Origin of the sequence: Paenibacillus sp. sptzw28 (assembly GCF_019550795.1) — a bacterium.
In the GTDB taxonomy this organism is placed as follows: domain Bacteria; phylum Bacillota; class Bacilli; order Paenibacillales; family Paenibacillaceae; genus Paenibacillus_Z.
The window spans coordinates 1412867-1429171 of the sequence record NZ_CP080545.1 but is presented as its reverse complement, the minus strand read 5'-3'; the positions used below and the strand labels follow the sequence as shown (position 1 = coordinate 1429171).

At 43.7% G+C, this 16305-nt stretch carries 14 protein-coding genes and 1 pseudogene; 4 read left to right on the top strand and 11 right to left on the bottom strand.

Annotated features, from left to right (window positions below; all coding sequences use genetic code 11):
* Nucleotides 1-54: 54 nt before the first annotated feature.
* Both KZ483_RS06635 and KZ483_RS06630 read right to left on the bottom strand, forming a co-directional pair.
* Nucleotides 55-1483, bottom strand: a pseudogene (locus KZ483_RS06635) (IS4 family transposase).
* A 296-nt stretch (nt 1484-1779) separates the two neighbouring features.
* Nucleotides 1780-2220, bottom strand: coding sequence for a winged helix-turn-helix transcriptional regulator (locus KZ483_RS06630; RefSeq protein ID WP_258881563.1), 441 nt, complete (start codon nt 2218-2220; stop codon nt 1780-1782).
* Nucleotides 2221-2527: 307 nt separating this feature from the next.
* Here KZ483_RS06630 and KZ483_RS06625 point away from each other — a divergent pair, with 307 nt between their 5' ends.
* Nucleotides 2528-3286, top strand: coding sequence for an alpha/beta fold hydrolase (locus KZ483_RS06625; RefSeq protein ID WP_220351899.1), 759 nt, complete (start codon nt 2528-2530; stop codon nt 3284-3286).
* Between the two features lie 364 nt (nt 3287-3650).
* Here the strand turns inward: KZ483_RS06625 and KZ483_RS06620 are convergent, their stop codons facing one another.
* On the bottom strand, nt 3651-4019 hold the full coding sequence (locus KZ483_RS06620; RefSeq protein ID WP_258881562.1) for a tyrosine-type recombinase/integrase: 369 nt from the start codon (nt 4017-4019) through the stop codon (nt 3651-3653).
* Nucleotides 4020-5297: 1278 nt separating this feature from the next.
* A complete protein-coding gene (locus tag KZ483_RS06615; RefSeq protein ID WP_220351898.1) occupies nt 5298-6065 on the bottom strand; it encodes a nucleotidyltransferase domain-containing protein in 768 nt (255 codons plus the stop codon).
* A 415-nt stretch (nt 6066-6480) separates the two neighbouring features.
* On the opposite strand from KZ483_RS06615, the gene KZ483_RS06610 reads away from it, so the two are divergent.
* Both KZ483_RS06610 and KZ483_RS06605 read left to right on the top strand, forming a co-directional pair.
* On the top strand, nt 6481-6648 hold the full coding sequence (locus KZ483_RS06610; RefSeq protein WP_220351897.1) for a hypothetical protein: 168 nt from the start codon (nt 6481-6483) through the stop codon (nt 6646-6648).
* A gap of 1012 nt (nt 6649-7660) precedes the next feature.
* A complete protein-coding gene (locus tag KZ483_RS06605) occupies nt 7661-7912 on the top strand; it encodes a hypothetical protein (protein WP_220351896.1) in 252 nt (83 codons plus the stop codon).
* A 41-nt stretch (nt 7913-7953) separates the two neighbouring features.
* Here the strand turns inward: KZ483_RS06605 and KZ483_RS06600 are convergent, their stop codons facing one another.
* The 5 genes from KZ483_RS06600 to KZ483_RS06580 form a co-directional block, all read right to left on the bottom strand.
* A complete protein-coding gene (locus tag KZ483_RS06600; protein ID WP_220351895.1) occupies nt 7954-8418 on the bottom strand; it encodes a hypothetical protein in 465 nt (154 codons plus the stop codon).
* A gap of 102 nt (nt 8419-8520) precedes the next feature.
* The gene (locus KZ483_RS06595; RefSeq protein WP_220351894.1) at nt 8521-8940 is read right to left on the bottom strand and encodes a hypothetical protein; all 420 of its coding nucleotides are present in this window, start codon (nt 8938-8940) and stop codon (nt 8521-8523) included.
* Nucleotides 8924-9706, bottom strand: coding sequence for an IS21-like element helper ATPase IstB (gene istB, locus KZ483_RS06590; RefSeq protein ID WP_309568613.1), 783 nt, complete (start codon nt 9704-9706; stop codon nt 8924-8926). The genes KZ483_RS06595 and istB overlap by 17 nt, the downstream gene beginning before the upstream one ends.
* Nucleotides 9703-10941: an IS21 family transposase gene (istA, locus tag KZ483_RS06585; protein WP_220351893.1), complete on the bottom strand. Its 1239-nt coding sequence runs from the start codon at nt 10939-10941 to the stop codon at nt 9703-9705. Before istA ends, istB begins: the two co-directional genes overlap by 4 nt.
* An 83-nt stretch (nt 10942-11024) precedes the next feature.
* Complete coding sequence (locus KZ483_RS06580; RefSeq protein WP_220351892.1) at nt 11025-11819, bottom strand: hypothetical protein; 795 nt, start codon at nt 11817-11819, stop codon at nt 11025-11027.
* A gap of 539 nt (nt 11820-12358) precedes the next feature.
* On the opposite strand from KZ483_RS06580, the gene KZ483_RS06575 reads away from it, so the two are divergent.
* The gene (locus KZ483_RS06575; RefSeq protein WP_220351891.1) at nt 12359-12922 is read left to right on the top strand and encodes a beta-class carbonic anhydrase; all 564 of its coding nucleotides are present in this window, start codon (nt 12359-12361) and stop codon (nt 12920-12922) included.
* A gap of 1120 nt (nt 12923-14042) precedes the next feature.
* Here the strand turns inward: KZ483_RS06575 and KZ483_RS06570 are convergent.
* Both KZ483_RS06570 and KZ483_RS06565 read right to left on the bottom strand, forming a co-directional pair.
* Nucleotides 14043-15374 (bottom strand): ABC transporter permease, encoded by a 1332-nt coding sequence (locus KZ483_RS06570; RefSeq protein ID WP_220351890.1) that lies wholly within the window; start codon nt 15372-15374, stop codon nt 14043-14045.
* Entirely contained in the window at nt 15367-16269 is a 903-nt protein-coding gene (locus KZ483_RS06565; RefSeq protein WP_220351889.1) for an ABC transporter ATP-binding protein, read from the bottom strand. The genes KZ483_RS06570 and KZ483_RS06565 overlap by 8 nt, the downstream gene beginning before the upstream one ends.
* Between the last annotated feature and the right edge of the window lie 36 nt (nt 16270-16305).

Genomic DNA, 16305 nt, shown 5'->3' with positions numbered 1-16305 from the left:
TTTCGTGCAGACCTAAATAAGCCTTGACAGGCTTTCTTTTTTTAAGTTCAATTTCTAAACAACAGGTCGAGATTTCTGTGTACACTCATAGACCACACTCAGGATATCAAACACCGTTTTCTTCTCATATCGATGGGACTTGCGTCCATTCTTTTCAATCATTCGAAAGATCTGGACAAGAACCTGTCCGACATCCTGTTCTTGCTTTTTCATGGCATCGTGAAGGGAAAGAAAATATTCTTTGACGATGCAGATCACTTTGAATTCGCTGGCTTCTTTCTTTTCTTCATCAGCAGAAGCCTACGCATTTGAAACATGAGAGAAGAACTAAGCAAACTGGCGATTAACTGCCCGTATACATGACATTCAAAGCGTTCGGTTTTGATGGGCTTGCACCGGTCGATATGGAAGATGGATTTCCACGTTTTAAATAAAATCTCGATTTGCCAGCGTAGAGAATACAACTCGTGGATATGCTCTTTTTTCAAGTAGATGTCAGGGGTATTGGTCATGTAGATATTGATGGCACTTAAACGCTTTGTTCGCTCTTTGTAGGTGATATTTTTCTTTTTCTCCTGTTTCTGTCGTATCATAAGCCGTTTTTGAGTCTGTTCCACTGTGAGTTTATATAAGAGAAGCCGTGTGCGGAATTTTTTGTGCGACCGAGATACACTTCCCGAAGTTCTATGATTTCTCCGGGTTGAAGGCGATTCATGATGGCTTCCAAATCGATTTCTTTGTACAACGATTGCTTTTTTACCTTGCCATCTTTGAACTGTTCCACTTCTTCATTCTTTTCATATACGCGGATATTCAATTTTAATCGTGAAAGGTAAAAAGCTCCTCGTCGCTCCATTTCTTCGAAATCAACTAAACAAAAGTAGCCCAAATCTCGAATACAAAGATCGTTCTTTTCTACCGTTTGCGCTCGTTTTTTGCCGTATAAGCCGTCGTTATTTTTTCCGGGACCGACATCCACTTGTAAAAATTCTCCGCTTTTCAGTTCGTATTCGAGTTGAATTTTCATGCCAGCCGTATGAGAACTTCCTCCGGATCCGTGGTAACGGTGAGCATAGGGATCTGGAAGTTGAAACACCGTCGAGTCCAGAAGACGAATTCGATGAAAATAGGAGTTACATTCACAAGGCAGCGAGAAAGAAGCCATGATTTTTTCTTGGAGAAGCATTGAAAAAAGCGATTGAAGAAAGGCTACTGCAGAAGGATTGAACCGTTGGTTCAGCCCTTCTGAGCTCATCGAAAGATGATTGGAGGCATCGAGTTGGCCGCATAATCGTATGAGAAGAGTCACAGAGACCTGTTCGTTTAAAAAAACACATAAGGAAACCAAATCCTGTGCGGTATATTTGCTTTTACGTTGGACGAAGCCAGCTTTTCTAGTGAGCTCTTCGAGCTGGATAGGAGAAAAATGATGTTGTAATTCTTGGGCTAGTAGCTGCATTTCTTCGCTGATAGAAAGTGGAATAGAATTCATGACAAACCATCCTTTCTATGGAATCATGCTTGATATAGAAAGGATATCTTATTTTTCCAGTTTGGATATCGTTTCATCTAGCCTTGGGCATGTGGTAGTACCAGCGAAGCTGACACCACCCGCAAAGCAGATGGTTACCGAACATATAATTTCCATAAAAGGTGATATGTCATTTCATGGTAACCTTGTACACGGAACTAGTGAAGTTCAATCGAAACAGGAGAATCCAGACGAAAACAGGGTGAGAAATGTTTATCCCCACCCTGCTCGTTAACCTGCCTAGTTACTTAAAACCAATACAGCGATCCGAATTTCTGCTCTTCCAATTGATCGTTAACACAATTCGGACCCGCACAGACAGAACCCCCACTTTTCACGGTAGTTCGAATAAGCTTTATAATCCTCTCCCGATCTTCCTGAACCTCCGCGATCCATTGTTGGGACGCCAACGTCTCCGGGTCATATTTTGCTCCCCAAGCTGTCAGTTCAAGCAAGATCGGAATAAGATCCAACCCTTTCTCCGTGAGAAAATAAACCTCCTTTCGATGATCTGTTTCATGCGGTTTCTTTGCCAAGATGGCGCTTATCTCCAAGTTAGCAAGACGATTGGCCAGGACACTTGGAGAAATATGTTCCTCGGAATCGAGGAACTCTCCGAAGGTTCTTTTTCCGGAAAATACAATATCCCGAATGATCAATAGCGACCAACTATCGCCAAAAATCTCCAAACTGAAATTAATGGCACAATGCGATTTCATATTCATATGTTTCATAATGACATTATAATACTACTTATTTAAAAGTGAAATAGATCAAAATAGCAATCCATAAGAAATATTAATCATTTATTATGATATAATAACTTCAACACATCATCAAAATATAGCTACTAAAATAATAGTAAAATGGGTGCGAGTGCAGTAATTCATTCATAAGGAAGCGACTTTGAGAGTTGTTCAAATGTGTATGGAAGTAAAGATTGGAGTAGGACAGGAATTGGAATCAAGTATATTAGGAATATTGGAGGGCTATTGAATGAGCAAAGTGATTTCCAGAGACGGCACGATTATCGAATATGATCGCACAGGGGACGGACCCCCGATTATTTTGGTGATGGGTGCATTTAATGATCGTTCGACCGGTGCGCCTCTCGCGGGGCAACTGGAACCGGATTTCACTGTAATCAATTATGACCGCAGGGGGAAGGGAGAGAGCGGAGATACTTTGCCTTACGCGATCGAACGGGAGATTGAAGACTTGAATGCGCTCATTGCAGAAGTTGGCGGATCGGCTTTCGTATTCGGCTACTCATCCGGCGCAGTTCTTGCACTGCATGCGGCAGTAAAAGGAGTGCCGTTATCCGGACTTGTTCTATACGATCCGCCCGTTGAAGGTTACGACGGTCGTCTCGTCCATCAGCTAACCGAATTGATATCTGCCGGTCGTCGCGGCGATGCAGTCGAGTTCTTCCAATCCCAACTCGTCGGCATGCCGGAACAAGTCGTGGTTCAACTTCGAAATGCGCCCTTCAGGCCATATTTGGAAGCTATTGCGCACACGACAGTTTATGATACTAAGATTGTTTGTGAACCGCCGAAACAGGAGGAGTTGGCTGGTATTTCCGTCCCCGTTCTTGTTGTTGCCGCCGAGGAAATGCGCGATAAATTCAAGCAAGCTGCCGAGTTGTTAGTATCTGTTCTTCCCAAAGGGCAGCACCTATGTTTGGAGGGTCAAAGCCATCACATTGTAGCTCCTGTACTGGCTCCGGTTGTTAAAAAATTTCTTCTGTCCTGATTCATACAACGGAGAAGGGATCAGAAAAAACAAGTGGAATTGGGCAACAGCAAGGCAATCTCCGCTTGTTTTTTCGTCTCATCGGAAATACGATACGCTTCCCGACTCACTCCGGCTATCATTCCACCCTCCACCTTAATAGGAGTCACTGTACTTTTTGGGGTAAACTGTCAAGCCCATCAAGCTAAAATTTTCGAAGACCCCCAAAACGAAAAAAAGCCATCCATATTTACGAAAAGAATAGCTTTTTTCGTTTTGGGGGTGTATTAATTTCTTAGCTTGATGGGCATGGGGTCCCGCCAACATTTTAACGAAAATATACGCTAAGCCTTCGGAGGTGACCGGCTTAGCGTTTTTTCTTACTCTAAGCTAAAGCAATCCTGACGATCTCAGATGACCACATTAGTTGGTGGTTAGTACAAACTCCTAAACCGCCGGTACAATTCTCTTCGCCGTTCTCCACGAAGCTGCTGAGCATAAATCTGTATGGTGGATCCCGGCTCTCCAAATATCTTTTTATCCAGATTTTGCATTCGGTCGTAAAATAAATCTCCCTTTGCTTTGCCCCCTTGTCATTCACAATGGCTGAACAGTTTTCCAAGTTGATGTCTTCAATATCTAGTTTCTGCACTTCGCCAACACGGCAACCCGTGCTATAAAGAAATTCAAGCATTGCATACTCCCGTGGAGATTCACAAGAAATTTTCAGATGAATGACATCTTCTTCAATCAAAAATTTAGGAATGCGCTTATCTGTTTTTGGCTCTCTCAGTTTTAGAGCCGGATTCTGTGAAATATGGCCTTCTTCAAATGCAAACCGAAAAAGGAAGGGTGTGAGTAATAGTTACAATTGAGACTAAAATGGACCAAAAAATACCGGAATTATAGCAACAAATGAGATTTGTTTCTATTTAAAATGAGACTTCCCGTATTTATAACGGTTACAATTGAGACTTTCCAATTCACAGGAAGTTTGCTCCATCGGAGTGATGAACTTGTCATAGACATTCCCGCCGACGACCAAAAAAAGAAAGAAGAACTTGAGCTTGCGCTAAGCGGAAATATGACCGCACATTAATTCATAATTCCAATTTCACCATTACCACTATTCAGACGCTTTTCAAAAAATGAATGGACGGCGTCTTCTTTAGTGCGGCCTTTTTCTGATACTGCGGATTTAATTTTCATGGGAGCTGAGGAAGGGGTTGCCACGCGGCAGCTCCTTCAGAGTTGAACTCTCAGTTATCTGTTAGTGTCGTGATTCAATCGATATTAGCCTATTTCCTCGGAGCTTAACAATTGAGAAAATAGCTAGGACAAAGCCAAGAATTAATAAGAATAACCATGTTTCGTAAGCAATCATTAATAGAAGTTCCCACGTGCTTGTTGGGCCTGAATTAGGGCCACCGCTGTAGGGATAGGCAAAAACAGATGGGATTGCTGAAAATACAATTAGTGCAACTCCAAATATCAGAGAGTACAAAATAAAGTTCTCTTCATACAAAGCCCCCTTTATTCCCACAAGTCATGATTAGGGACATTTCCAGTTTAAATCATATTACTCAGTTACTTCAATAAAACAAAAGAGAGCTGTTCAAGCACTTACTCCTCCCTCAACTCGTACCCGTTTAGCCACACATGCAACAAGCGCTGCACCACAGATGATGTAATACTGAGAGCTGCTTGATAGACACACCAATCACCTCGCGGTAAGTTTTCCCGTCATAAACAGTGACTATGCGAAAGCACGATCTGATTCACTGGAAAATCTTCGTCGGGAATGGGATCAAGTTCTTGTCAAAATCGGGAATGGGATCAAGTTCTTGTCATTGGCAATTGACAAGAACTTGATCCCATAAATAAAAAAACCGCTATTTATGCGACTTTTAATGGGATAATGTTCTTGTCACCCGACTATAATTTATCTTCTCTCTCAATGTCGGATCGACGGGCTTAGGGGGCTGGATGTGGTCACTCGCTTCTCAGAGTGACCCGGAGCGTCAATATGGTGTTAGCCGAAGGAAGTTCTGGAAGCAGCCATTGCATTTAAGGCGTTCTCAAAATAGCTATATACTTCATCTGCAATTCCCAGAAACTCTTCAACAAGTACATTACTATCCAAGTAACAAGCATACAGATAATCAACTAAAGCGGAGTCAATCTCACAATAGTTTAATATGGCATTCTTCATCTTAATAATGTCATCTTGCCATACACCTGTATCTTCTAAAACCAAAGAGTATAATGCACGAATTAATCTCTTAGAGTAACCTTTAATATATCTAGTTTTCATTGTGTTATCACAAGCATTAGAAAGTAAACTATGTATACGATCTACTTCCTCCTTGGTCTCTGTATTTAAGTCTAAAATGAACTCTGGAGAAATAATTATCGGTGGTACTTTTTCACCAACGTCATGGCCATATATGCAAACACAAATTATCTTAACCCAAAAACCCCACTCATTTGGTTTACTTAATACATCGTCAATCGAGCAAATTATCGTATCAATCTTAGTTACTACTGGATATTCTTCCAAAAGCCTGTCTTTAATATTTGACAATCTTTCGTAATCAATATCTTTGGGATTTACACATACAATAGTAAAGTCTGCATCTGACTTAAAAGGTTTAGCAGTTCCTTTTGGAATCGAGCCACACATATAAATGCTATGAATCTTACCTTTAAATTCAGTAAGTATATTATCTATATACTTATCAACAAAATCCTTATATTCACTTTGTATTACAATTCTATTTATAACTTTTTCTAATATCATATAGACTCCTCCTAAATTAAGAACTTCTTTCGGCTAACGTTCTGGTATTCACGAGCCCGAGAGGCTTAAGTGACCGTAGGGAACGGGTCGTCAGACTTAGCCTCGCAGGGTTGTCCGGCTGCCACGCTTCCCCGAAATCACTCTGCCGGACCGAGGGCGTCAGCCCGAAGCGTGAATATGGTGTTATCGGACGGTCTCGCCTTCATTGAGTTACCTTCAAACTGTCTTTCGTCTTCTATCGCTCTTAGGACTCAATTTCTCTCTTAATCTTCAATCGCTCTTCTATCTTCTATTGTCTTTTGATCTTCAATCGCTATTCTATCTTCGATTGTCTTTTGATCTTCAATTGCTCTTCTATCTTTAATATTTCTTGATCTTCAATCGCTCATAATCTTCAATCATTTTTCGTCTTCAAATGTCTCTGATTCTGGATCTTAATCTGGATCTTGATCTTAATCTTGATCTTGATCTTGATCTTGATCTTGATCTTGATCTTGATCTTGATCTTGATCTTGATCTTGAGCTTGATCTTGATCTTGATCTTGATCTTGATCTTGATCTTGATCTTAAAATGAGATTTTAAATCGAATTGCGAGACTGTCCGATAACCGTCTTATTTACGAATTTCGATAATACTTCCATTTTAAGCAAATTGACGACCTTCGTAAATACATAACTGGTGAAAAATAATACGCTCTCACTGTATGCTCTAAATATGTTCTACCTTTAAGTCGATCGTAGGGATCTCTGTCCAGACTGGGAATCTATTAGGGCCATAATGTACAAATGCATTATGAACTGGGATGTCTTTGGTCGGTTCTATAAGGATCGATTGTTGTAGAAACGACCGGAGCTGCTGCATACAGTTATTTTAACGTTTTCTTTTTCAAGATATGGAAACGATTGTTGCTTATAACATCGAATCCGCTATGACGCCTTCATTACATCTGTAAAATGAATTCGAGTCCAAAACAGTATTCCGTATCATTTTCGTTTTGTATCTTAAGATCGCCAAATGCTCAAAATCGTGTACACAGTGATTGTCTTAGTCGATTCCGCTGCCAAGCGCACCAAAGACAGCCGATCGTTTCCTTCCGACTGCCTTAGTGTGTTTATTGAACTCTCATGCCCTTATCTCAACGAAAATAGAGAAAACCAAATACTAGGACATTAAGTTGTATTGTATAATGAAAAAGTGACACTCAACTTGTATCCTTTAGCAACAACGGGAAAGGTATCATCTTTTCGTCCATTTTCGGCGAACAATACAACTTCTTGTCTTTTGCAAAGGACAAGAAGTTATATCCATAAATTAAAAAATCCGCTCTAATCGCGGATTCTAATCGATATATGTTCTTGTCCTCTTACATCTCACGTTTTTTTTATATATCAGGATTTGTCGGTTGACAAGAACTTGATGCCGGTATATCACGCCTGGGACCTGGTTCCGAGTATGCAGCTACCAGGGTTAAATACGACTTACCGCGATATGGTATATGTCGAGAAAGAGGTTCGCCGTCTTGCAACTCAGGTCATAAATCTAGGGATGGGGGTTGAGCAGCAGCATGAAAATGGACTCTCAAGCTGAGGTAAACATGCCTCAACTTGACGCTGCATTTATGATGATGGAGATCGAGCACCGTATTCGGGCACTCTCTTCTCTTGACGATCTGGAGATACAAATGGTGAACATGGAATGGCTGCTAGGGCGAATACACGAGCTGCGCAGCCTACACCAATTCTTTACGCGACACCAGGCTGTATACGGCGGTGGGTATCCAGTAGGTAGGGATATTGACGATTGCATCATCCGGCCGGAGATTAGACAGCGGTTCGGTTTGACATAGCAAAGGCAGGGGTTACATTATCCCCCTGCCCTTTTTATGCTTTACAACTTAAAAGGATCAGCCACTTCTTCACCCATAAGATTTAGATACATATGCTCCTCTGGTGCATAGTTCCAATACAGTTGACCATTAATATCAAAGATATGAATGTTCTCTTGCAAAAGTTCCTTATTTGGGTATTTTTCCTTCAAAAGAGAGACGATCTGCTCATACTTTAAAGGAAGTTCAACTTGGTCAGTTTTACCGTCATCACGAAAAATTACCGCAACCTGATTGTCCTTCTTATCCTTTGCAATAGTAATAAATGGGCTTTGGAAATAAGGTTTTGCAATAACTTCCGTTAACCCTCGCTTGCCGAGTTCATTTTTGTAGCCCTCAGGTATATATAATTTGTCCCCTGTAACATCACTGGTCGATCCTTGCTTATCGATTGTTTCGCCCCCTCCACACCCAATTAACGTGATACACATCGCTAAAACCAACAGTGTTCCCTTTATTATAGACATGATATCCCTCCCTTTATTAACCAGACGCAGTGGGTAATCGTAAGGTTACAGGCTGCTAAAGGAAAAGCTGAAACCAGAATCGGGTATCAGCTTTTTGAGAAATTACATGCTAAAAGTTACTGAGTATAACGAGGTGTAGTTCCTTCCGTAAGCAACATAAACCTTCTCTGGGGTACTGCCCCAGTTATCATGTACAGTCATATACTGATGGCCGTAGGAGCTTCCATTATAAAAGAACTCTTGGTATCCAATCCCCGTAACTGTATGGTCACCATAATAAGTTTGGCCTAAATAAGATAAAAGAGTTGGGCCAACATTGTAAATATTGCCTTTAACTGTGGAGTAAGTAGGATTAGAGAAATTATATGAATAGGCTGTATAACCACGTTCTTTCGCAGCATTAATCATACCTGTCAACTGCAAACGAAAATTACCCAAAATCGGCACTTGAATTTTCCCCATTAAGTGCAAGGTGAAGGCCCCCGAGGGGGCAGCGAAAATCGGTTCAATCTGTTTTTTCATTTTCCGTATCGGGTCGAAAGAAGCCTGCCTTTTTCTTTTCTTTAATGCGGTAGCTCTCCCCCTTGATGTTAATGGTGGTGGAGTGGTGGAGCAGGCGATCGAGAATCGCTGTGGCTAAAACGGAGTCGCCGAAAATCTCTCCCCAGGCACCGTAGGACTTGTTGGAGGTGAGAATAATGGATCCGGACTCGTAGCGCTCGGCAATGATCTGAAAGAAAAAGTGCGCTGCCGTTTCGTCCATCTTGCGATAGCCGATCTCGTCGATGATCAGTAAGTTTGGCTTGGTCAAAGCCCTCATTTTTTGCGTAATCGTGTTGTTCAGATGTGCTTGCTGGAGGGTTTGCACTAGATCGTGCGCGGTCGTGAAATACACCGTGTATCGCCGTTTAATGGCCTCCAGTGCAAGTGCCACGGCTAAATGTGTTTTCCCTACACCGGGCGGTCCTAAAAAGACAAGGTTTTCTTGGTGCTCCACAAAACGGAGCGTCGCTAGATCCCGGATACGTCGTTCCTCAACCGACGGTTGGAAACCGAAGTCGAACTGATCAAGCGTTTTGTGGTACGGTAAGTGAGCCATCCGGGTTTTCATGCGAATAAAGCGGTCATGCTTGGCGGAGAGCTCCTCCTGCAGTAGCCCGTCGAGAAAATCCAGATACGTTCGGTTCTGGGCGGCAGCCTCCTCGGCATGCTGATGCAATATTTCCGGAATTCGGCTCCATCCAAGATGCTCGAAAGCCTCCTGCAAGCGTTCGGTTACGACCATCATTGCATCACCGCCTCATCCAGAAACTGCTCGTAGACCGACAGGTCGCGCTGAACGACATCAGGCAGCGCTAGCTGCATGAGGCGCGGCATCGGGAGTTGCGCGGGCTTGCCGCCTGCTGCGCGGATGCCTTCGGTATGCTTCTTGTCGAAGATGACCTCGCGATGTCCGGCAGCCTTGTCGTGTTCGGCGATGAGCTTGTCTTGTACAAAAATTCGGATGCGGCCGTTACGCTCATCCTGTACCTCCACAACCTGACCGACATACCGCCAAGGCACCGAATAGCGGTTTGCTCCGTAGGAGATCAGCGCGTCAGCTGCTACCTTGCGGGGGTACCGCTCCGCTTGATCGAAGGGAACGAGATTGAAGGTTTTCAGGCCCTCATGCAGTAGGCGTTGCTGCGGTGCTTCATGGGTGGTGCCATGGATACGGACATTAGCAACGGTGTCGAGCCACAAACGAGCCTTACTATTGAGATCGGCTAAACCGGTAAACGTACGTACCCGCGGCCAGAAATTCTTGCGCACATATCCGACGCCATTTTCAACTTTACCCTTGGTTCGCGGACGGTACGGAGCACAGCGCCGCAGCAGGAACCCATGGTGGGCGGCAAAACGTGCGAATCGTTCGTTCCATAGGGGATGACCCTGTTCGTCGGCACCGGTGACGACTGTTTTCATATTGTCGTAGAGTACCGTTTCCGTTCTTCCGCCGAAGTATTGCATCGCCCGGACATGGCAGCCCATCAGGGTATCCAGTTTTTCATCTTCCGTATACTCCAGATACATCATCCGGGAGTAGCCGAGCACCATGACGGAAGCATACAGCCGCTTAGCTTCACCGTTCCACTCGACTTTGAAATGACCCCAGTCGACCTGCGCCTGTTTACCAGCCGGCGTCTCGAAACGTTCAGTCGCTTTGGCCAGTACCGCAGGCCTTAGAGGTTCCATAAAGGTGCGCAGCAACCGGATCTGCCCTGGGTATCCTTTGGCTTTGATTTCGTCGAACAACACGGCCGCATTCAGGCAGCCTTCTTCCATCCGGGAATGGATATAGTCTTGATACGGCGCCAAGATGCTCGATTTCGGTTTTTGGCGTTGATAGGATTTGGGCCCTTCTTCACGAAGCCACTTGTCAATGGTCTTCCGGTCTCGGCCGAGTTCCTCGGCAATTTGCGTCTTATTCATACCTTTTTGCCGCATGTGCTGGATCACGTAAAACTCCCCATTCTTGATCATTGTCTCTCTCCCCCGTAAGGAAGAGTCTCTGCCGATTATGGGGAATTTTCAAGTGCCGTTATTGGGGATTTTACCACTGCCGTTCACATACCGGAGGTTTGAGCTGAAATAAGAGTCCAGCCCCTAGTGTCAGTTCCCATTTTTTGTCGTAATAAAAGGACAGTCGCATCCTTATCGACGTAGCCTGAGCTGTTTTTTAGCAAGCTAGATTTTCCCTTTGTGTAATGCCACCAATAAAAGACATTATAAGCAGAGGTTGGTGCACAACCCGATGGTCCACTCCACAATGAGCTATAGTATTGGTTTGCATCACCTACAGTACCATAACTAAAACCATTTCCCGAGGACCATCCTTGCTCAAAGGCAAGACTGTCAGTTACCCCATCACTGGTAGTTCCGATTTCTCCAGTTGCAAGTTTTTTAATTTCCCCCCATATCTCCTTGCTTTCATTGTTTTTTTGCTTGGGTTCTTTAGCTTTCGGAATATTCTTTTCCGCAGAAATAACTTCGATATTATCAGGGGTCGCCAGATCAGCAGAACCATCAGAATAGTCAACCTTCAAGGCGAATTTACCAGTACCGTATACCACGACTTTTTCTGATGCTTTATTTTTTTCCTTATGCTTTGTTTGGGCTAGATTTGTGATGGACTCGATATCCGCAGCGGTCATACGATTTGATTGCTCGCCAAAACTGAGAACTGGGAAATCCCCGGAATTGTTGGCGATTTCAATAAAGCCAGCAGGTTGACTATTCGAAGTTAAATTCACAATATAACTATGTAAATCCCCAGCGGCATCATACACTTCGATAGGCTCTTGGGCTTCTACATTGCTCCCCTTCCAAGTAGATGTAGAATCCGTGGTTTTCTGCATCATGACAATGTAATACAATGCGGCAGCAATTGCTTCTTTCTTAGATACCTCCCTTTAAAGGAGAGTGCTTTTTTTTATGCTTTATAGACCTGGATGTTGAGACGGAACCTAGCTTCCTCCCCCGATTTACAAGAACTTTATCTCATTCCCGACGTAATTCAACTTATTGGTCTGAAACGAGAGTGTGTCCCTCGGTCATTTAAAGACTTTTGGTACCCTCGGGAAATACTGCATCACGAGGCTGCCGCAGAAACGATCGGTGTTGCGCTCCTTCGAAGACGTTAGTTAAAAGCCAGAGATGGTCTCCGGTTTACAATTTGAGGAGCCTTATGATGTAGCACCATAAATTTTCATGGTAAACCATCCTTTCTATGGAATTATGCTTGATATTAAAAGGATAGTTTATTTTTCCAGTTTGGAGTATAGATTTCATTTTAGCTTGATGGGCATGCGGCAGGGCCCCTTTCAGAAGTTTAGTTGTTGGATATTGAATATCAGAGAAAGATATGAAATAATTTTATTAACTATTAGGAGGGATTTAAATGACATTACTTTCAGAGATTCTTGAATACAATAAACAATTCGTTGAAAATGAGGAATATGAAAAATACAAAACGACTAAATTTCCTAATAAAAAAATGGTTGTTCTTACATGTATGGATACTCGACTTGTTGAATTATTGCCACAAGCGATGAACATTAAAAATGGTGACGTAAAGCTTATCAAAAATGCAGGAGCGATCGTTTCACACCCGTTTGGAAGTGTGATGCGGAGTATATTAGTTGCGATTTATGAGCTTGGAGCAAAGGAAGTCGCCATCGTTGGACATCACGGTTGTGGGATGAAAGGGTTAGACCCTGATTCTTTCATAGAAAAATGTGGACAGGCCGGATTAGATGAAAAAATCATAAAAACCTTAACTGATGCAGGTATTGACATCAAAAGTTGGTTAACTGGATTTCAATCGGTTGAAGAAAGCGTCGAACAAAGCGTTAAGATGGTCAAAAACCATCCGATGTTCCCAAAGAATATTAGTGTTCATGGACTTGTCATCTGTCCAGAAACAGGAAAATTGGATATAGTAGTAGACGGCTATGAGCACTAATAGGTTAAAAACAAAGTCTTTCTTATACCCTTGTTATCTGGCTCCTATTACGGACAAAATATGCAAAACAGTTACGAATTTTAATGAATGATAATATGTTAAATTAACTTCCGCTAACGATTGTTATGTCAACGAGCAGTCCTACATAGGGGCTGCTTTTCTTCGTCCTTAGCACATAGCAGTATCCGCATTTGGTCGGGGGTACCCCATATCCATCAAGTTAACGAAACTGATTACCTCCAAAACAATAAAAAGGCACAAAGTTTTCGTTTTGGGGGCACCAAAGGATTTTAACTTGATGGGCATGGGGTCACCTCACGAAACGGAAAAAATCGTACGCTAAGCAATGCGTTGCAGAAAAAAACCGGACCCTTACAGGGGAATCCGGTTCTCGTCATAGCAGCAAGTGAAGTTGAACTCCCTATCGTTACCCTTTAGCTTAACCTTCCTTATAAATCAATTTAAAGGTTTTATAGCCAAACATACATACGAATATCAGTCCTAGTGTACTTAGTAATTGTTGAAGAATAGTATCAATCAGGTCATCCGCTAAAATATCACTAACAATAAAAATATGTGGCTTAGGAAGATACATCAAGATGACCCCCATAACAAAACCGATAAATAGATTTAATACCCTAGGCAAAGTAATGACTCCCTTCAATACTCAGTTCATCATAAATACGTTTCCAAAGGTTGAAAGTTGCGTAAGATGCCCCTTCGTATAATGAGGCAATCTACCTTTCCGGCAGCTTCGTCCTGGCTAGTTGGTGGAACTAACAGTGCCCGTTAGTTTAGCGTTTCTTGATTAACCCATATGTAAATATCAAAATTCCAATGATTAAGAAAAACAAAACAAAAAAGTTATCCTTAAAACTTGGGTATTCTGTTTTGAAATTAGCAGTTGTCCCGTGTGATGCGAAGCCGCCAGCCACAATTAGCGAATTAGAAATATTAGCAATACATCTTTCAATAGTATAGATTGATCCACTTAAAATCATAAATATTGTCCCCAATACCTTGTAAATGTGATTGGCCACGCTACTATTCAGCCCCTTTATTTTATAATTGTCCATGACATTAATATTCTGCCTAAAGGGGGATTACTCACGCCCGGCCGTTAAACCTTATAAGCCTTCATCGCCTTGCGCAGCTCCTTGATGCTCGGTCGTTTACCGTACATGAGCACGCCCGCGCGGTAGATCTTCGCGGCCAGCCAGCCTACAACGAATATGGTGGCGAGCAGAATCAGAATCGAGATCCACACCTGCCATACCGGCGGATCGGACAGACCCAGACGGGTCACCATTACATAGGGCGAGAAGAAAGGGATGAACGATGTCACTTTAATAAGCATAGAGTTCGGGTTGTTGAGTCCGCCGAACATACAGATATAGAAGCCGGCGAGCGAGAGCATCGTGATCGGCAGCACCGCTTGGCCCAGATCCTCTGTGCGGCTGACGATTGATCCCACAGCCGCAAACATCGTTGCGAACAGGAAATATCCGGTCAGATAGAATAAAATCGCGTAACATAGCAGCACCGGATCGATATCGCTTAGACGAATATTCATACCAGCGAGCGTCTCTGCATTGTGCGGCAGCGTCATGTTGATGATGATGACAGCTACATACACCGCAACCTGAGTGAGGCCTACAAGGAACATGCCGAAGATTTTGCCGAACATGCCTTTAAGTGGAGAGACACTTGTGATAAGAATTTCCATCACTCTGGAGCTTTTCTCCGCGGTGATTTCGCTTGCTATCATTTGTCCGGTAATCATGATCGCCATAAACAGCATGATGATAATAACATAGACAAGCCCCATATCCATAGCCTGCTGGGTTTCGGATTTCCCTTGACCTACTGAGCCTGCTCCTCCGGACGTGGATATCTGTACGGTATCGATTGTTACGGGAGCAAGCAGCAGCGATTTCTGCTCACCGCTTATACCTCCGCCTTCCAGTACCGCCTCCGTCTTCACCGCTTGAAGTGCGGCTCTGAGCGATTGCGCGGCGCCGACGTCCATTAACGCTTCAGATTTATAGGTCACCGTCGGGAAGGAATTTTCCTTTGGGGTAAATTCGATGTATCCATCGATCTTACCATCAGCGACCGCCTGCTTGAGCGCCTCCTCATTCGCAGCCGCGGAACCTGCATCCGGAATCGGAACCAGCTTGATATCCGGTTTCTCCTGCGCTTCATAATATTTGTTCACCAATTCCGCCATTCGGGTAACCGTGAACAGCTGGGAGCTTAGCTTATCTGCGCTGCTATCCAGATATCCGACTGCCGCCGGCTTATCTTCGCCGCTGAATTTTGTGAATAAGTAAGGCAGGTTGATCGCAACGCTTAGAATAACTGCGATAATAATCATCGTAATAAGAAAAGCTTTCCCTCTGAACTTGTTCTTCACGGTAAAACCGACGACCGTCCAAAAGCTGTTACTCATGACTCTCACCTACCATCTTAATAAAGATTTCGTTCAGGGTCGGTTCCAAAACTTCAAACCTGGTCACATCCGATTGTTCCATCGCCAGCTCCAGAATAGGCCTGCCCGCGTCCTCCCGGGAAATAAACAGCTCATATCCGTATTCGTGACGGATTACCTTAAGGACGCCGTCAATAGATTCGAGCCCTTTCACGTCGCCGTCAACGGCCAGTATAACGCGTTCCCGCGGGAACTCCTTCTTGATAGATTTCAAATTCCCCTGAAGCACCGGATTCGATTTGTGCAAGATAGTAATATTCCGGCAAAGCTCCTCTACATGCTCCATCCGGTGCGTCGAGAACAGGATGCTCGTGCCGGCGTCTCGAAGCTCTTTTACAGTTGATTTGAGCAGCTCGACGTTAACCGGATCCAGCCCGCTGAATGCCTCGTCCATGATGATAATCTTCGGATCGTGAATGACGGCTGCGATAAATTGAATTTTCTGCTGGTTGCCCTTCGAGAGTTCCTCTACCTTCTTCCCGTAATATTCGGGAACGCTGAACCGTTCGAGCCACCGCTTCAGGTTGCGGTCTGCTGCTTTACGCGTCATGCCGCGCAGCTGCGCGAGGTAGATGATTTGGTCGCTAACCTTGACCTTCGGGTACAGCCCGCGCTCCTCCGGAAGATAGCCGAGATTGCGAAGCTGCTCGACGCTGTAGTTTTTGCCGTTATATTGAATGCTGCCGCCGTCCGGATATATAAGTCCCAGAACCATCCTCATCGTCGTTGTTTTGCCTGCGCCATTGGCACCGAGCAGACCGTATATCTCCCCCTCAGCCACTTCAAAGCTGATACCGTTCACAGCGGTCTTATCACCGTACTGCTTGAATACCTGATTTACTTTCAAAGGATTCATTATGTCTTTCGAACTCCTCTCATATTCATATGGCAA